At 74.3% G+C, this 17061-nt stretch carries 14 protein-coding genes; 6 read left to right on the forward strand and 8 right to left on the reverse strand.

Features of this window, described 5'->3' with window-relative positions; genetic code table 11:
• Nucleotides 1–13 precede the first annotated feature (13 nt).
• From HCC30_RS25810 to HCC30_RS29085, 4 genes are read right to left on the reverse strand one after another with little or no spacing between them, the layout of a single operon-like run.
• Nucleotides 14–628: an ATP/GTP-binding protein gene (locus HCC30_RS25810; RefSeq protein ID WP_169445189.1), complete on the reverse strand. Its 615-nt coding sequence runs from the start codon at nt 626–628 to the stop codon at nt 14–16.
• Nucleotides 606–989, reverse strand: coding sequence for a DUF742 domain-containing protein (locus tag HCC30_RS25815; RefSeq protein ID WP_169445190.1), 384 nt, complete (start codon nt 987–989; stop codon nt 606–608). Before HCC30_RS25815 ends, HCC30_RS25810 begins: the two co-directional genes overlap by 23 nt.
• 8 nt (nt 990–997) lie before the next feature.
• Nucleotides 998–1414 (reverse strand): roadblock/LC7 domain-containing protein, encoded by a 417-nt coding sequence (locus tag HCC30_RS25820; protein ID WP_169445191.1) that lies wholly within the window; start codon nt 1412–1414, stop codon nt 998–1000.
• Between the two features lie 34 nt (nt 1415–1448).
• Nucleotides 1449–3617 carry an ATP-binding protein gene (locus tag HCC30_RS29085; RefSeq protein ID WP_206324322.1) on the reverse strand — a complete coding sequence of 723 codons (2169 nt, stop codon included), beginning with the start codon at nt 3615–3617 and terminating at the stop codon, nt 1449–1451.
• Between the two features lie 587 nt (nt 3618–4204).
• On the opposite strand from HCC30_RS29085, the gene HCC30_RS25830 reads away from it, so the two are divergent.
• From HCC30_RS25830 to HCC30_RS25845, 4 genes are read left to right on the forward strand one after another with little or no spacing between them, the layout of a single operon-like run.
• On the forward strand, nt 4205–5386 hold the full coding sequence (locus tag HCC30_RS25830) for an acyl-CoA dehydrogenase family protein (protein WP_169445192.1): 1182 nt from the start codon (nt 4205–4207) through the stop codon (nt 5384–5386).
• Nucleotides 5386–7086, forward strand: a complete 1701-nt coding sequence (locus HCC30_RS25835) for a 5-guanidino-2-oxopentanoate decarboxylase (protein WP_169445193.1) — start codon at nt 5386–5388, stop codon at nt 7084–7086. The genes HCC30_RS25830 and HCC30_RS25835 overlap by 1 nt, the downstream gene beginning before the upstream one ends.
• Before the next feature lie 50 nt (nt 7087–7136).
• The gene (locus HCC30_RS25840; protein WP_169445214.1) at nt 7137–8315 is read left to right on the forward strand and encodes a Glu/Leu/Phe/Val dehydrogenase dimerization domain-containing protein; all 1179 of its coding nucleotides are present in this window, start codon (nt 7137–7139) and stop codon (nt 8313–8315) included.
• A gap of 29 nt (nt 8316–8344) precedes the next feature.
• Nucleotides 8345–10471: an acetate--CoA ligase family protein gene (locus tag HCC30_RS25845; RefSeq protein ID WP_346776813.1), complete on the forward strand. Its 2127-nt coding sequence runs from the start codon at nt 8345–8347 to the stop codon at nt 10469–10471.
• A gap of 57 nt (nt 10472–10528) precedes the next feature.
• On the opposite strand, the gene HCC30_RS25850 is transcribed toward HCC30_RS25845, so the two are convergent.
• Nucleotides 10529–12190: an APC family permease gene (locus HCC30_RS25850; protein ID WP_346776814.1), complete on the reverse strand. Its 1662-nt coding sequence runs from the start codon at nt 12188–12190 to the stop codon at nt 10529–10531.
• Between the two features lie 161 nt (nt 12191–12351).
• Here HCC30_RS25850 and HCC30_RS25855 point away from each other — a divergent pair, with 161 nt between their 5' ends.
• Both HCC30_RS25855 and HCC30_RS25860 read left to right on the forward strand, forming a co-directional pair.
• A complete protein-coding gene (locus HCC30_RS25855) occupies nt 12352–12966 on the forward strand; it encodes a TetR/AcrR family transcriptional regulator (RefSeq protein ID WP_346776815.1) in 615 nt (204 codons plus the stop codon).
• 268 nt (nt 12967–13234) lie between these two features.
• Nucleotides 13235–14035 (forward strand): tyrosine-protein phosphatase, encoded by an 801-nt coding sequence (locus HCC30_RS25860; RefSeq protein ID WP_169445194.1) that lies wholly within the window; start codon nt 13235–13237, stop codon nt 14033–14035.
• Nucleotides 14036–14060: 25 nt separating this feature from the next.
• Here the strand turns inward: HCC30_RS25860 and HCC30_RS25865 are convergent, their stop codons facing one another.
• From HCC30_RS25865 to HCC30_RS25875, 3 genes are all read right to left on the reverse strand, one after another.
• The gene (locus tag HCC30_RS25865; protein ID WP_169445195.1) at nt 14061–15446 is read right to left on the reverse strand and encodes an aspartate aminotransferase family protein; all 1386 of its coding nucleotides are present in this window, start codon (nt 15444–15446) and stop codon (nt 14061–14063) included.
• Nucleotides 15447–15496: 50 nt separating this feature from the next.
• The gene (gene hpnH / locus HCC30_RS25870) at nt 15497–16516 is read right to left on the reverse strand and encodes an adenosyl-hopene transferase HpnH (protein WP_169445196.1); all 1020 of its coding nucleotides are present in this window, start codon (nt 16514–16516) and stop codon (nt 15497–15499) included.
• A 7-nt stretch (nt 16517–16523) separates the two neighbouring features.
• Nucleotides 16524–17061 (reverse strand): 1-hydroxy-2-methyl-2-butenyl 4-diphosphate reductase (locus tag HCC30_RS25875; RefSeq protein WP_169445197.1); only part of this gene is annotated, 538 nt, incomplete at its 5' end.

The following is a 17061-nucleotide window of genomic DNA, read 5'->3' on the forward strand; positions in this document are numbered from 1 at the left end:
CGCCGGAGGCGGGTCAGAGCGCGTCGACCGTCCGGGCCGCCGCACGGCGCGCGTCGATCAAGTGGCGGACGAGGGCGACCAGAACGGCCGTGGCCGAATCCTGACGGCGCGCGTCGCACCGGACCACGGGCACCATCGGATCGAGATCGATCGCAGCGCGCACCTCCTCCGTCCCGTAACGGTGCGAGTCGTCGAATTCGTTGACCGCGACGACGAATCCGATTCCTCGCCGCTCGAAGAAATCGACGGCGGCGAAGCACTGTTCGAGCCTTCTGGTGTCGGCCAGCACGACCGCGCCGAGTGCCCCCTCCGACAACTCGTCCCACATGAACCAGAAACGCTCCTGGCCCGGCGTTCCGAAGAGATAGAGCACATGGTCCACGCCGAGCGTGATCCGCCCGAAATCCATGGCGACCGTCGTGGACGTCTTCTGCTCGACGCCCTCCAGACTGTCCGTCGCCGCGCTGACCTGGGTCAGCACCTCCTCCGTACTCAGCGGCTCGATCTCGCTCACGGCGCCGACCAGCGTGGTCTTGCCGACCCCGAACCCGCCCGCGACCAGGATCTTCAGCGCGGTCGGGAAGGGATCGGCGACGCCTTTCGCCTCAGAGTCGTTTACGGAGCCCATCCAGCACCGCCTCCAGCAGTTCTCGGTCGGTCGGGTTCGGGCCCAGGGGCACCCGGGTCGGTTCCCGCGTGGTGACGGCGCCGCAGTCCACCAGGTCGGACAGCAGCACCTTGGTGACGACGACGGGCTGCCCGATCTGCGCGGCGATCTCCGCCACCGAGACGGGTCCGCCGCACAGGTCCAGCACATGCGTGTGATCCGGGCCCAGATAGCTCTGGGGACGGCTCTCGGTGGCCATCACCAGCGTCATCAGGTCGAACTGGGCCGAGGGGCGGGTCCGTCCGTCGCTGACCGTGTACGGGCGGACCAGCCGGCCCGCGTCACCGTCGAGCCACGGAGCGCCCCGCTGGTCGTCTCCCATCCGTGGCCTCAGCGCCCCGCCGGCTGCCGCGCGGGCGTGGCCAGCGAGGAGCGGACGCTCTTGACCAGCATCGCCATCTCGTAGCCCAGCACCGCCGCGTCCGCCTCCCGGCTCGCGGCGACCGCGAGGCAGGCGCCCTGGCCCGCGGTCGAGACGAACAGCAGCGAGGAGTCCAGCTCGACGACGACCTGCCGCACCTCGCCCCCGTCCCCCAGCCGCACCCCGGCGCTGCGGGCCAGCGAGTAGAGGCCGGAGGCGAGCGCCGCCATGTGGTCGGCGGTGTCGGGGTCGAGGCCGTGCACGGCCTTCACCAGTCCGTCCGAGGACAGCAGAAGGGCACTGTGCGAGTGCGGCACGCGCTGGACGAGTCCGGTCAGCAGCCAGGAGAGGTCCGAGTTCTGGCCGACGGGTGCTTCGCTCACCATGATCGCGTTCTTCTCCTTGGGGGACGAGGCCGCACTAACGGGCGGGGCGGGGGAGCTCTCCGGACGGAGGGACATCTCCGGCCGGGGCCCGGGAGTCGGCGGAACCGGGGAATCCGGGGTCCGCGGGTCCCTCCGGTGCTGTCCGGGCCGGAGCCCCGGGGGCGGCGGCTGCGCCGCCGATGCCGTCGGTATGGCTGTCGTCATAGCTGTCGGTGTCCTCGGCAAGGCTCGTGCCGCGCTGGAAGGCGGCCATCAGACCGGGGTCGTGCCCCCGGTCGGAATCGTCGGCGTGCTCGGCGCTCCGGCGCGTGGCCGCCGGTGCGCGCAGTTCGGGAACGAGGTGCTGCTGGCGCTGCCGCCTCGGCAGCCCGGGCCGGTCCCCGCAGGGCACCACACCGCCGGCCGCCTCCGGCGCCCCCTCGCCCCCGGCGGGCACCCCGGCCGCCGGTGTGCCGACGACGTGCGGGGGGCCGGGGACGGGGACGCCACCGGGGGTCGCTCCGTCGGCGTGCGGCGGGGCTCCGGCGTGCTCCGGGGCGTACGCGCGCGGGTCGGCGAACTCCGGGGCGTGCGGGGGCTGTTCGGCGGTCGGCTGCGGCTCCGTGACCGGGGGTTCCGGTGCCGGGGGCGTCTCGGGCGCCGGGCCCGCGGGGGTTCCGGCGGGGTCGCGGACGGTGGTGGATATCGGCGGCGGCTCGGGCGTCGCGTACGAGCCGGGGCCGCCGCCCTGCGGCCTGCGCCGGGGCAACGGCCGCGGCTCACCGGCCGCCTGGCCACCGGCGACGACGGGCTCACCGGCGGGCGCCGCGTGCCGCGGGCCCGGCACCCCGGCGGGCGGCGTACCCGTGCCCGCGGCGGGCTGAGCGGCCGGGGACGCGCCGGACGCCGAAGTCGCCGCCTCCGCGGCGGAGCCGGCGGCGGACGGAGCCTCCTCGGTCTTCGCCGAGGGCCCGGCCTCCACGGCCGCCTGTTCGGCGCCGAGCAGGTCGCGGGGCAGGACCAGGACGGCCTGGATGCCGCCGTAGATGTTGCTCTGCAGCTGGACGACGATGCCGTGCCGCCGGGCGAGGGCCGAGACGACGAACAGGCCGATCCGGCCGTCCTGGAGCAGCTGGCCGACGTCGACCCGGTCCGGGTCGGAGAGGACGGCGTTCATCCGGTTCTGCTCGGCGGGCGTCATGCCCAGACCGCGGTCCTCGACCTCGATCGCGAGCCCGGCCGTCACCTGCTGGGCGCGCAGCACGACGTGGGTCTGCGGGGAGGAGAACACCGTGGCGTTCTCGACGAGTTCGGCGAGCAGGTGGATGACGTCGGCGACGGCGTGCCCGCTCAGGGTGCCCTGGACCGGCGGGACGAGCTTCACCCGCGAGTACTGCTCGACCTCGGCCGTGGCGGAGCGGAGCACCTCGGTGGTGGTGACGGGCCGGTTCCACTGGCGGCGGGAGACGGCGCCGCCGAGGACGGCGAGGTTCTCCGCGTGCCGCCGGATGCGGGTGGTCAGGTGGTCGAGCTGGAAGAGGCCCTTGAGCAGGTCGGGGTCCTCGACCTTGTTCTCCAGCTCGTCCAGCAGCTCGATCTCGCGGTGCACCAGGGACTGGAGCCTGCGCGAGAGGTTGACGAAGACCTCGACCTGCTCCTGGCTCCCGCTGGAGCTGCTCTCGACGAAGGCGGCGGCGCGGCCGATCGCCTCCTCGGCGGTGCGGCGGGCGAGGCCGATCTCGTGGGCGAGGTGGTCGAGCGCGTCGGCCTCGGGGTCGGGACCGTCCGGCGGCGGGGTGCCGGTGCGCTCGGGGAGCCGCTCGCCCTGTTCGAGCCCGCGCACCAGCGTGCGGGCCTCGGCGCGGCCGCGGGCGACGGACCGGCGGAGCGCCGCGTACCGTTCCTGCGCCGCGCGGGCCGAGGCGGACGCGTGGTGCGCGGCGAGGGCGACGACGAGGCAGACGAACAGCAGGCCGCCGCCGAACGCGGCCCACAGCGCGGGGTCCGTGCGTGCGGCGGCGCCGCTGCCGGTGCGGGTCAGGGCGTAGGCGGTGACGGCGGCGGCCGCGCCGGAGACGGTCACGGCGGGCACCACGGCCTGACGCACCGCGCTGTGGCGCAGGGCCGCGTCGGCGGCGCTCTCCCTCACCGGTGCCCTGCCGTGCCGGGCGGAGCCGTTCGCCGCCTTTCCGGTCGGCGCCGCGTGGCTCGGGGGTTCAGGCATCGGATTCCTCGGGCGAGTTGAGGTCTCATGGCGGTGAATTCGGGTGGCGGCGCGGTCTCTTCCAGCGCCGGAGCCACGCTAATCGCCAGGAGAACCGGGACAGGGCACGGTTGGCATATTCGCCACCCCTCGCCAGCCCCTATCGAGTGACCTTTTCGCGCACGCGTTTGACGAAACTCCCGGGTAATACGGCGCGCAATTCCCCTGCGACGAGGACGAGTTGATGAGTCCCCGGCACGGCGGAACGGGGCGGGCCGCCGGCGCCCCGGAGGGCGGGTGCCGCACCCGCCGCCTACCCCGGCCGGGACGCCGGGGAGCCCGCACCGGCGGGGCAACCGCGGCACGGCGGGGCGCCCGGCGTGCCGCGCGAGCCCCGACCCGCGCCCTCCCGCGCCGCACCTCGCACGGCACGGTGCGGCACGTCAACCACTCCTGACTCGCCAATCAGTACGCACCTGGCCCGCCCCGTTGACACACGTTCGGCACGGTCCCGATACTGAGCCCACGTACTGAATCGCTATTCAGTTACCGGGCGCGTGCCCTGCCCGCGCGCCCGCCCCGAGCCACCACGCCCAGCCGGAGGGACCATGGCCGATCTCCCCGCGGATCTCCCCACGGAGCTCTGCCCGTTGACGCCCGAGCAGAGCGACATCGTCGACCTCACCCGCACCTTCGCGCGCGAGCGCATCCGCCCCCGCGCGCACGACGTCGACGAGGACGACACCGTCACACCCCGTGACCTGTGGCGGGCCGCCGCCGAGGTCGGCATCACCGGGTTCATGCTTCCGGAGGAGTACGGGGGCGGCGGGTTCACGGACGTGTTCACGCAGTGCCTCGTGCAGGAGGAGCTGTGCGTCGGCGACCTGGGCATCGGCAACCTGCTGTGCTCGAACGGGTTCTTCGCCGACCCCGTGCTCGCGCTCGGCACCGAGGAGCAGAAGCGCACCTGGCTCACCCCGCTCACCGGCCCGGACACCCCCATGACCGCGCTCGCCACCACCGAACCCGAGGCCGGTTCCGACGCCGCGTCCATCCGCACCACCGCGGCCCCCGCCACCCGCGAGGGGCGCCGGGGGTACCTGCTCCGCGGCCAGAAGGCGTGGATCTCCAACGCGGGCGAGGCCGGACAGTACGTCGTCTTCGCCAAGACCGACCCGGCGGCGCGGGCACGCGGCGTCACCGCGTTCCTGCTGCGCGGCGACGCCGAGGGGCTGCGCTTCGGCGCGCCGATGCGGAAGATGGGCCAACGGGCCATCGTCTGCCGGGAGATCTTCCTCGACGAGGTCTTCGTCCCCGAGGAGGACCGGCTCGGCGCCGAGGGCGCGGGCTTCTCCGGACTGATGCGGACCTTCGACATCTCGCGCGTGGTGCTGGGCGCCGCGGCCACCGGTGTCGCGCGCGCCGCCTTCGAGTACGCCACGGCGTACGCCAAGGAGCGCGAGCAGTTCGGGAAGCCGCTCGTGGAGCACCAGGCCGTCGCCTTCCGGCTGGCCGACATGCGGCGCCGCATCGCCGAGTCCCGGCTTGCGACCTGGCGCGCCGCCAAACGCCTCGACGCGGGGCTCGACGCGACGGCCGAGGCCGCCATGGCGAAGCTCTCCGCCTCCGAGACCGCGGCGTGGTGCACCTGGGCCGCCGTCCAGACGCTCGGCGGCTGGGGCTACTCGCGCGAGCACCCCGTGGAGCGCTGGATGCGCGACGCGAAGCTGGAGGAGATCGAGGAAGGAACCTCCGACATCATGCGACTGATCATCTCCCGGAGCCTGTGATGAGCACGCCCACCACCACCCGCGAAGCCTCAACAGGACTGCCACTCCTGGCAGTTGAGGACGCCCGGACCCCCGTCACCGGCGGGGAGGCGCTGGTGCGGGCCCTCGCCGCGCACGGCGCCGAACTCGCCTTCGGCATCCCCGGCACGCACAACCTGGAGATCTACCGGCACCTCCCCCGGCACGGCATCCGGCACGTCAACCCCCGGCACGAGCAGGGCGCGGGGTACGCCGCCGACGCGTACGCGCGCCTCACCGGTCGCCCCGGCGTCGCCGTCACCACCACGGGGCCCGCGCTGCTCAACATCGCGGCGGCGGCCGGGCAGGCGTACTCGGACAGCGTTCCGCTGCTCGTCGTCTCGCCGGGGATGCCGCTGCGCCACCCGGCGCTGCCGACGGGGCTGCTGCACGAGATGCGCAGCCAGACCCGGGCGCTGGACGGCGTCGTCGCCTTCAGCCACCGGGTGAGCTCGGTGGCCGAGATCGGCCCGGCCGTGGCCCGCGCCTTCGCCCTCTTCACCGGCGGCCGGCCCCGCCCCGCCCACCTGGAGATCCCGCTCGACCTGCTGGAGGCCACCGGGGACCCGGGCCCGCCCTGCACCGCGCCGCCCGTGGTGCCCGCCTCCCCCGCGCCGGAGCCGGTGCGCGCCGCCGCGCGGGCGCTGGCCGCGGCGGAGCGGCCCGCGCTGGTCGCCGGCGGCGGCGCGCGCGGGGCCGCCGCCGGGCTGCGGACGCTGGCCGAGCGGCTCGGGGCTCCGCTGGTGACGACGGCGAACGGCAAGGGCGTGCTGGACGAGACGCATCCGCTGGCGCTCGGCGTCGGGCTGCACAGCCCCGCCGTCCAGGAGTGGCTCGCGGAGCGCGACGTGGTCCTCGCCGTCGGCACCGAACTCGCCGAGGCCGACACCTGGGTGGACCGGCTCCCGCTGCGCGGCACCCTGCTCCGGGCCGACGCCGACCCGGGCCAGATGTACGCCGGGCTCCCCGCGGACGTCCCGCTGGTCGGCGACGCGGGGGCCGTACTCGACGCGCTGCACCGCGAGTTGGACGCGTGCGCGCCGGACCCGCGCCCCCGCGCGCCGGAGGAGGCCGGGGCGCTGCGCCGGGCGCGTACCGCCGAGACCCGGGAGCGGGACGCGCGCTGGGTGCCGTACCTCGACGCGCTGCGGTCCGTGCTGGACGAGGACGCCGTGCTCACCTCCGACAGCGCGCAGTGCTGCTACTACGGCGCGCTCCCGCACCTGCCGCTCGGCCCCTCGGGCCGGTATCTCCACCCGACCGGCTTCGGCACGCTCGGGTACGCGCTGCCCGCCGCCGTCGGCGCCAAGGCCGCGGCACCGGACCGCCAGGTCGTCGCGCTCAGCGGGGACGGCGGGCTCCAGTTCAGCGTGCAGGAGCTGGCGACGGCCGCCGCGCTCCGACTGCCGCTGCCCGTCGTGGTGTTCGACAACGGCGGCTACGGCGAGATCCGCGACGGGATGGCCGCACGCGGCGACTCCCCCACCGCCGTCGACCTGCCCGCCGTCGACCTCCCGGCGCTCGCCCGCGCCTACGGCGGCGCCGGCGCGCACGCCCGCACCCCGGACGAGCTGTCCGCCGCGCTGCGCACCGCGCTCACCTTCCCCGGACCGACCCTGGTCGTCGTCCCCGAAACCGCACCGGCCACACACCCGCAGAGCACCGAGGAGCCCACCCCGTGACCGCCCCCGCCACGACCCAGGAACCCGCCCGCACCCCCGAACCGGCCGCCCTGCCCGCGCCGTTGCTCGCCACCACCTGGACCGACCCCGTCACCGGGCGCCGGGGCCACGTCGTCGTCGACCGGCTGCTGCGCGGCGTCTCCAGCGGCGGGCTGCGGATGCGCGAGGGCTGCACCCTGGAGGAGGTGACCGGCCTCGCGCGCGGCATGACGATGAAGGAAGCCCTGCACTACGACCCCGAGGCCCGCTACATCCCGCTCGGCGGCGCCAAGGGCGGCATCGACTGCGACCCGCGCGACCCGGAGGCGTACGGCGTCCTCGTGCGCTTCCTGCGGGCCGTGCGCCCGATCGTCGAACAGTTCTGGACGACGGGCGAGGACCTCGGGCTCACCCAGGACACCGTCGACCGCGCCGCGCGGGAGGCCGGGATCGACTCCACGGTGCAGGCCGTGCACCCGCTGCTGGACGACGAGGAGGCCGCGCGGCAGCGGCTCGCCGACGCGTTCGCCGTCGAGGTGGACGGCATCGGTCTGGACGAACTCGTCGGCGGCTGCGGGGTCGCCGAGGCCGTGCTCGCCACCCTGGACCGCGCGGGCACCCCGTACGGGGAGACGACCGTCGCCGTGCAGGGGCTGGGCACCATGGGCGGCGCCACCGCGCGGTTCCTGGCCCGCGCCGGGCTGCGGGTCGTCGCCGTCGCCGATGTGCACGGCACCCTCGCCGACCCGGCCGGGCTCGACGTCGAGGCGCTGCTCGCCGCGCGCGACGGGCACGGCGCCGTACGCCGCGAGGGCCTCCCGGAGTCGGTGCGGCGGCTGCCGCGTGAGGCGTGGCTGGAGGCCGGGGCCGACGTGCTGGTGCCCGCCGCCGTCAGTTACGCGATCGACGAGGACAACCAGCACCTGGTCACGGCCGGGCTGATCGTCGAGGCGGCCAACATGCCCGTGCTGCCGGGCGCGGAGAAGCTGCTCACCGACCGCGGGGTGACGGTGCTGCCGGACGTGGTGGTCAACTCCGGTACCAACGCCTGGTGGTGGTGGACCCTCTTCGGTGACGTCCCGGCCGACGCGGACGCCGCCTTCGCCTACACCCGGCGGTCCATGCGCGCGCTGATCGACCGGATGCTGGCCCGCGCCGACGCCGACGGCAGCACGCCCCGCGCCGCCGCGCACGCCCTCGTCGCCGACCGGCTGCCGGTCATGGCCGAAAGGTTCGGGTGGTACAGGTGACTCCCCAACAGCCTCCCGACGAGGGCGACGTGGCCCCTTCGGAACACCGGGCGGAAGCGGCGCACCCGCTCGCCGGGCCGCTGTTCGACCCGGGCTCGGTGGCCGTCGTCGGCGCGTCCGAGTCGCCCCGCAAGTGGGGCTACTGGCTGGCCACAGGCGCCCTCGCCGGACGGGACCGCCGCGCCGTGCACCTGGTCAACCGGCGCGGCGGCGCCCTCGGCGGGGTCCCCTTCCGCCCCTCGCTGGACGCGCTCGGCGCGCGGCCCGAGCACGTCGTGGTCGCCGTGCCCCCGCCCTCCGTCCGGCAGACCGTGCTGGACGGACTGGCCGTGGGGGCACGGCAGTTCACCGTCGTCACCTCCGGCGCCCACGGCGAGGAGGGGCCGGCGTCCGCGCCCGCCGAGGAACGCGCGCTCGCCGCTCTGGTCGCCGCGCACGGCGGCCGGCTGCTCGGCCCGAACTGCATGGGCGTCGTCGACACCGGCACCGAACTCAACCTGACCTGGGGCGAGTTCCCGCGCGGCGACATCGGCCTGGTCTCGCAGAGCGGCAACCTCGCGCTCGAACTGGCCCGGCTGCTGCGCCGCTCCGGCCAGGGCATCTCCCGTTTCGTCTCGCTCGGGAACCAGCGCGGGATCGACGCGGCCGACGTGCTGGACAGCCTCGTCGGGCACGAGCCGACCCGGGTGATCGCCGCGTACATCGAGGACTTCCGCGACGGCCGCCGCCTCGCCCGCACCCTCGCCGCCGCGCGGGACGCGGGCAAGCCCGTGCTGCTGCTCACCGTCGGCCGCAGCGCCGCCTCCGGCCGGGCCGCGGCCTCGCACACCGGCGCGCTGGTCAGCGCCCGCGCCACGGTCCGTTCCATGTGCCAGGAGGCGGGCGCGCTGCTGCTGGACAGCGCGGGCGAACTCGTCGACACGGCCGTCGCGTTGCTCTCCCCGGCCCGCGCCACCGGGCGCCGGGTCGCGGTCGCGGGGGACAGCGGCGGGCAGGGCGCGCTGGCCGCGGACGAGCTCGCCGAGCGCGGGCTCGACGTGGCCGAGCCCTCCCCGGACACGGCCGAGGCGCTGTCCCGGCTGCTGCCCGCCGGCGCGGCCCGCGGCAACCCCGTGGACCTCGCGGGCGCGGGCGAGGCCGATCTGACCACCTACGCGCGGGTCGCCCGGACGCTGCTGACCGGCGACGCGGACGCGGCCGTGCTCACCGGCTACTTCGGCGACTACGCCAGCGACAACCCCGAGCACGAGTGGCTGGAGTGCGCGGTGGCCACCGAACTCGCGGACGCCGTCGGGGAGTCGGGCCGTCCGCTGGTCGTGCACACGATGGCGCGGGACACGGCCGCCCTGCGGCTGCTGCGCTCCCGGGGCGTCCCCGTCTACGAGCGCGTCGAGCAGGCGGCCGCGGCGCTGGCCAACGCCGTCCGCTGGGCGGAGGGCACCCGCCTGGACGACGGCGCCCCGCCCCCGGGCCCCGACCCGGACGCGGACGGGGCCACGGCGGCGCCCGTGTGCGACGGCGGGTACCGCACGCTGCGGGAGCTGCTCGGCGCCCGCGGAATCGTCTTCCCCGAGGCCGAGTTCGTGACCACGGCCGACGAGGCGGCCGAGGCGGCGGGACGCGTCGGCTTCCCGCTGGTGCTGAAGGCGATGGGCCTGGCGCACAAGACGGAGGCGGGCGGCGTCGCGCTCGGCATCGGCGACGAGGCCCGGCTGCGGGCCGCGTTCGCGCGGATGAGCCGGGCCACGGCGGCCGGGTCGTACGCCGTCGAGGCCATGGCCCGCATCCCGCACGCCGTCGAACTCATCGCCGGGGTACGGCACGATCCGGCCTTCGGGCCGGTGCTGATGGCGGGCATCGGCGGCGTCACGGCCGAACTGCTCGCGGACACCGCCCTCTGCCTCGCGCCGGTCACCCACGCGCGGGCCCGCAACCTGCTGCTGTCGCTGCGGCACGCGCCGCTGCTGCACGGCTGGCGCGGGGCGCCCTCCCTGGACGTCGACGCGGCGGCGCGGGCGCTGACCGCGCTGGCCCGGGTCGCCGTCGAACACCCGGAGCTGGCCGAGCTGGAGGTGAACCCGCTGCTGGTCCACCCCTCGGGCGCGGTCGCGCTGGACGCCCACGGCGTCCTCGCCCGGGACGGCACCGCCCCGTGACACCGGGGTGCCGGGGCCGCCGCCCCTCGGCGACGGCCCCGGCACCCCGGCACGGCCTCAGCGCGGCGAGGGCAGCCCCGCTGCCGCCTCCACGGACGCCGAACTCCCGTCCTGCGAAGACCCGTCGGCCGCGCGTCCGGCCTCCGCCGCACGCGCCGCCCGGCGTCCCGGCGCCCCGAGGGCGTAGAAGCAGAGCCCGACGACGAGGAACAGCGCCAGCGGGATCACCTGGCTGAGGGTGTACGCCGTCCGCTGCCCCTCGAACCCGTCGGGCAGCGAGGCGGCCGGGTCACCGGCCGTGCCGAACCAGCCCACGCCGAAGCCCGGCCAGATCAGCACGATCACGGTGAACAGCACCAGCCCGGTGGACAGCCCCGTCACCAGCCAGGCACCGGCCCACCCGCCGGGCACCGCGTACGGGCGCGGGGTGTCGGGGTACTTGCGGCGCAGCATCAGCAGCGAGGGGAAGGTGATCACGTACGAGATGAAGGTGGTGCAGATCGTGAGGCTGATCCCGGCGGCGAAGTACTTCTCCGCGTTCCCGCCCGTGAGGTTGAGGGTGACCACGAACAGCGCGGAGGCGATCACCGCGGAGAGCAGGTTGACGCGGACGGGCGTGCCGCGCGTTTCGGAGATCTTGCCCAGCCAGGCCGGCCCGGCGCCGTCGGCGCAGGCCACGGCCTGGGCCCGGTGCGCACCCATGGCCCAGGTGACGCCGCTGGTCAGGAGCGCGATGATCAGGCCGGCCGCCGCGATGCCGCCCAGCACGGCGCCCGCGCCGGAGAGGGTGACGGTGCCGTCGGCCGCGATGTGCCCGCCGTAGACGGTGAAGGCTGCCTTGGAGGCGTCGATGAAGCCGCCGAGGCTGCGGATGGACTCCGAGGGCAGCACGAAGAGGATGCCGAGGATCGGCCCGCCGTACAGCGCGAACGAGGCTAGCCCCGAGCGCAGGATCGCCAGCGGGATGTCCCGGCGCGGGTTCCTGACCTCCTCGGCGGCCGTGCTCGGCAGCTCGAACCCGACGTAGTTGAAGATGAGGACGGGCACGAGCCCGACGAATCCCACGTAGGTCGGCAGGAAGTCACCGGCGGGCAGCGCGTGCACCCCGTGCCGGAACGCGTAGAGGACGACGGAGACGAGGAAGAACCCGAGCAGCACGATCCGGGCGACGGCCCCGGCGATCGGCACCCACTTCCCGACCCGTACGGACTGCACCACGCACAGCGCCGCGAGCCAGATGAAACCCAGCCCCGCCACGTACTTGGCGACGCCGGGCAGCGGCGTGAAGAACTGCTCCCAGGTGGTGAGCGCGACGATGCACAGACTGCCGCCCATCCAGACCGGGTTGGTGATCCAGTACAGGATCTGGTTGAGCCCCGCGGTCAGCCGCCCGAAGGCCAGCCGGGTCCACACGTATGGCCCGCCCTGCACGGGGAAGGCGGATCCGAGTTCGGACACCAGCAGGCCGTAGGGGAGGAAGAAGACGAAGGCGAGGATCACCATCCAGGTGAGCCCCTGCGGTCCCTCGGCCGCGACGGCGCCGATCGTGTCGATGCCGACGAGCGTGCACAGGAGGAAGAAGAAGACGTCGGTACGGCGCAGGTCCTTGCGGAGACTGCCGCGCTGTTCGTCCCAGCCGGGCGAGAGCGAGAGGTCGGGCGCCCGTGCGGACTTCTGCTGTGGTGTGTCGGTCCCGTCTGCTCGGCGCAGATCCGTCACAGGCGCTCGCTCCTTCGGTTGTCCCTGCCCCGGCCAGCTCGCTCCAAACCTCCGCTACTTAATAGCGGAACAGTAGCTACTGACCCTCCAGTTAGTAGTGGCTGACTCTGGACCAGGGACGCGACGCCGTCAAGGGGTGCGGACGTGTGTACAGTGACGCCGTGGCCAGGATCCGGTTGAGCGTGGCCGAACGGCGCGAGGAGCTGCTGAGCGCGGCCGTACGGCAGATCGAGGAGCGCGGGGTGGCGGCGCTGCGCATCGCCGACGTCGCCAAGGAGCTGGGCATCAGCAACGCGCTGGTGCTCTATCACTTCGACACCAAGGAGAAGCTCGTCTCCGCCGCCTTCGCCCACGCGGCGGAGAGCGACCTGAACAAGCTCTCCGCGCTCCTCTCCCGCCGCGGCCCGGCGCTCAAGAGGCTCCGCTCGGCGGTCCGTTGGTACGCGCCGACGGGTCAGGCCAAGGGCTGGCGGCTGTGGATCGAGGGCTGGGCCGCTTCGCTGCGCGAGCCCGAACTCCGCGCCGTCAGCGAGAACCTGGACCGCCGCTGGAAGGCGGCCATCGCCGAGGTGATCGAAGAGGGCGTCACCGCGGGCGAGTTCGCCTGCGAGGACCCGCGCGGCGCCGCCTGGCGGCTGTCCGCCTTCATCGACGGCCTCGCCGTCCAGATGACGGCCTACCCGCAGGCCCTCGGCCGCCGCCGGATGGAGACCTGGGTCGACGAGGCCCTCGCCCGCGAACTCGGCCTCGACCACGCCCCGCGCGCCACCCGCTGACACCTTCCCGCGCCCCCCTGCGCGGGCGGGCGCGGGCCGGGCGCGGGCCGGGCGCGTACGCCCCGGACGTGCGACGACTGTCAGCACCGTCACGTGCACAGCGCTGATTGCCCCCGGCACCCATGACGTATCGTCGGCAGCACCGGCCGCGTCGCCCGGAGCCCGGCGTTCCGGGAACCGGCGGGCGGCCGGGAAGCCGAGCCGCCGCCCTGGCCGCGTACCCCGCGGCCGTGAGCCGCCCAGCAGCCGCAGAGCCGAAGGAGCGCCCGTGACGCAGTCCGCCGAAGCCGAAGCCGCCCTGACCGGAGTCCGTAACTTCCGTGACGTCGGTGGCCTGCCCACCCTGGACGGACGCCGGGTGCGGCCGGGGGTGCTCTACCGCAGCGGACACCTGGCCCACGCCACCGAGGAGGACGCCGCGTTCCTCGGCGGCCTCGGCCTCCACACGATCTTCGACTTCCGCAACTCCGCCGACCAGGCCCTGGAGGGCCCCGACGTCGCGCTCCCCGGCGTCCGCAACGTCCACATACCTCTCACCGACCCCGCCGACGGCGCCGAGTTCTGGACGATGGTGCGGGACGGCGAGCTCGACCAGCTCCGCGCGGCCCTCGCCGACGGCCAGGCCGCGGGCCGCATGATCTCCTCCTACCGCGCCATCATCAAGGGCCGCACCGAGGAGCACGGCAGGCTGCTGCAGGCGCTCGCCGAGGACAGCGTCCCCGCGCTGATGCACTGCGCGGCGGGCAAGGACCGCGCGGGCCTGTCCGTCGCCGTGACGCTGCTCGCCCTGGGCGTGCGCCAGGAGGCCATCGAGGCCGACTACCTGGAGTCCAACTCCCCGCACCGCCGGTACAAGGTCCGCCGCAGCGACAAGTCCGAGGCCGGCATGTCGCCCGAGGTCATGGAGCTCCTGGCGCCGCTCTTCGACGCCCGTCCGACGTACCTCGCCGCCGCCTTCGACACGATCACCGAGCTGTGGGGCGACGTCGACACCTACCTGAGCCAGGGCCTGGGCCTCACCGCCGCGACGCGGGAACGCCTCCAGGGCCGCATGCTGGAAGACTCCTGACGCACGGGCCGTCGCCCCCGCCGCCTCAGCGGCGGGCGGTGACGGCCTGCTTCGCGAGGGTGCGGCCGAAATCCCAGATCAGCCCGCCGCCCGCGTGCGCCTCGTCCATGATCGAGACGAACGCGTCGACGAACCGCTCCACCTCGCGCTCCCCCACGATCAGCGGCGGGATGAGCTTGATGACCTCCAGCTCGTCGCCCGAGACCTGGGTCAGGATGCGGTGCCGCTGGAGCAGCGGCACCACCACCAGCTGCGCGAACAGCCCCTTCCTGGCGGCCTGCAGCATCGTCCAGCGGCTCCGCAGCCCGAGCGAGGACGGCCGCCCGAACTCGATGCCGATCATCAGCCCCCGCCCGCGCACCTCGCGCAACAGCTCGTACCTGCCGGTGAGTTCGGCGAGCCGGCCGCGCAGCAGGTCGCCGGTGCGCCGGGCGTTCTCGACCAGCCGCTCGTCCTCCAGCACCGTCAGCGTGGCGAGGCCGGCGGCCATGGCCTGCGCGTTGGAGCCGAAGCTCGCCGAGTGGACCAGGACCCGGTCCATGGACGAGTAGACCTTCTTGAAGATCCACTCCTTGCCGAGCGTCGCCCCGACGGGCACCACCCCGCCGGAGAGCGTCTTCGCCACGCACACCAGATCCGGGTCGGCGCCCTCCCCGTGCTGGTACGCGAAGAAGTCCCCGGTGCGCCCGAGCCCCGTCTGCACCTCGTCGGCGATCAGCAACGCCTTGTGCCGGCGCAGGAGTTCACCCGCCGCGCGCAGGTACCCGGGCGGCGCCTCGTGCACGCCCTTGCCCTGCACCGGCTCGACGACGAACGCGGCCACGTCGCCCCGCCGCAGCTCCCGCTCCAGCGCGTCCAGATCGCCCAGCGGCACCGCGTCCCCCGGCAGCAGCGGCCCGAACCCGCGCCGGAACGCCTCCTCCCCGTTGACCGACAGCGAGCCCGCGGTCAGCCCGTGGAAGGCGTGCGCGCAGTACAGGACGCGGGGCCGGCCCGTGACGTGCCGGGCGAACTTCAGCGCGGTCTCGACGGCCTCCGTCCCCGAGTTGCCGAAGAACACCCGGTCCAGACCCGGCGCGTGCCCGAGCAGCTTCTCGGCGAGCAGCCCGGGCAGCGGCGGGCAGTCGAACCGGGTCAGGTCGGCGAGCTGCAGGTCGAGCACGTCGTGCAGGGCCTGCCGTACGACGGGATGGTTGCGGCCCAGCCCCATGACGCCGAAGCCCGCGAGCATGTCGAGGTAGTCGCGGCCCTCGGCGTCGTAGAAGTAGGCGCCCTCGGCCCGTTCGTAGAACTTGTCGAAGCCGATGGTGCGCAGCATGCGCGGCAGTTGGTGGTTGAGATACCGGGAGTGCAGCTCGTACCGCTCGTCCCGGCGCTCCCCGAGCAGTTTCTCCAGGTCGAAGCCCGTCACCTCGGTCGCCCTCTCTCCCCGTGATCCCGCCAACCGACCCTCGTACGCCGCTACTTGGGGTTCTGCACGGTCTCCCTGGCCGCGCGCAGCGACTCCTTGAGCGAGCCCATGGTCGCCAGCACGGCGGTGGGTTCGTAGCCGCAGTGCGCCATGCAGTTCGCGCACCGCGGGTCCTTGCCGCGCCCGTACGCCTCCCAGTCGGTCTCCTCGACCAGTTCCTTGTACGTGGGGACGTAGCCGTCGCTCATCAGGTAGCAGGGGCGCTGCCAGCCGTAGAGCGAGTAGTTGGGGATCGCCCAGGCCGTGCACGGGAAGTCGGCGCGGCCCTCCAGGAAGTCCAGGAAGAGCGGGCTGTGGTTGAGCCGCCAGCGGTCCCGGTTGCCGTCGGCGAAGGCTTTGCGGAACAGCTCCCTGGTCTGCTCGACGCCGAGGAAGTGCTCCTGGTCGGGCGCCTTCTCGTAGGCGTAGGCGGGCGAGACCATCATCTCGTCCACCTTGAGGTCGTCGTTGAGGTAGTTGAGCACCTCGACGACGGTCTGCGGGGTGTCGGTGTTGAAGAAGGTCGAGTTGGTGGTGACGCGGAAGCCGCGTCGCTTCGCCTCCTTCATCGCCGCCACGGCCTCGTCGAACACACCCTCCTTCGCGACGGACTCGTCGTGCCGCTCCCGCAGCCCGTCGATGTGCACCGCGAAGGCGAAGTACGGGGACGGCTCGAACTGGTCCATCTTCTTGCGCAGCAGCATCGCGTTGGTGCACAGGAAGACGTACTTCCGGCGGGCCACCAGCTGCTTGACGATCTCCCCGATCTGGGGGTGCATCAGCGGCTCGCCCCCCGCGATGGAGACCATCGGCGCCCCGGACTCCAGCACGGCACCGACCGCCTGGGCGACGGGCATCCGCTGCTTCAGGACCCCGGCCGGGTGCTGGATCTTGCCGCACCCCTCGCACGCGAGGTTGCAGGCGTACAGCGGCTCCAGTTCGACGATCAGCGGGAACTTCTCGCGCCGTCGGAGCTTCTGGCTCAGCAGGTACGAGCCGATACGGACGGTCTGGCGCAGCGGCATGGCCATGACGCGCTCACCTCCAGGGGAGCAGCAAGGATCGGTGCCATTCGACAAACGCGGGCATAACCCGGCGTAGCATGATGAATGCCGATATTCCACCGCGAAGCGTGCCGATGCGAATCAGCTCGTGTCCTGGCGCGTCGACCACCACTCGTACGGCGGCAACCGGCCGCTCACCGGCCGCCGCGACGGCCGCACCCAGGGTGGCGGCGGATTCCATGTCTACGGCGACGGCTCCCGTGGACTCGCGCAGCGCCGCCCGCTCGGCACCCCGCACGACGTGCCCCGATCCGGCCAGCGTCCCCGTGTGCACCGTCCCGAACCCGGCCAGCGCCTCCGCCAGCACCTCACTTCCGGTGCAGGCGGTGCGCCGGTCCCCGTCCCGGGTGTCGGTGGCGACGACGAGGTCGCCCGGGTGCATGCCGGGCGCGAGCCCCGCGCAGAACCCGGTGGCCAGCACCGCCGTCGCGCCGTGTCCCGGCTCCTCGCGCAGTGCCCCCGCCAGCGCGGCCCGTGCGGCCTGCGGCCCCATGCCCGTCCGCAGCACGCGC

Origin of the sequence: Streptomyces sp. HNM0574, from assembly GCF_012726235.1 — a bacterium.
Taxonomy (GTDB): Bacteria; Actinomycetota; Actinomycetes; order Streptomycetales; family Streptomycetaceae; genus Streptomyces.

What these genes read in the sequence shown, in the direction of transcription:
- HCC30_RS25810 (WP_169445189.1), bottom strand. Translation starts at nt 628, where the DNA reads ATGGGCTCCGTAAACGACTCTGAGGCGAAAGGCGTCGCCGATCCCTTC.
- HCC30_RS25815 (WP_169445190.1), bottom strand. Translation starts at nt 989, where the DNA reads ATGGGAGACGACCAGCGGGGCGCTCCGTGGCTCGACGGTGACGCGGGC.
- HCC30_RS25820 (WP_169445191.1), bottom strand. Translation starts at nt 1,414, where the DNA reads ATGGTGAGCGAAGCACCCGTCGGCCAGAACTCGGACCTCTCCTGGCTG.
- HCC30_RS29085 (WP_206324322.1), bottom strand. Translation starts at nt 3,617, where the DNA reads ATGCCTGAACCCCCGAGCCACGCGGCGCCGACCGGAAAGGCGGCGAAC.
- HCC30_RS25830 (WP_169445192.1), top strand. Translation starts at nt 4,205, where the DNA reads ATGGCCGATCTCCCCGCGGATCTCCCCACGGAGCTCTGCCCGTTGACG.
- HCC30_RS25835 (WP_169445193.1), top strand. Translation starts at nt 5,386, where the DNA reads ATGAGCACGCCCACCACCACCCGCGAAGCCTCAACAGGACTGCCACTC.
- hpnH (WP_169445196.1), bottom strand. Translation starts at nt 16,516, where the DNA reads ATGGCCATGCCGCTGCGCCAGACCGTCCGTATCGGCTCGTACCTGCTG.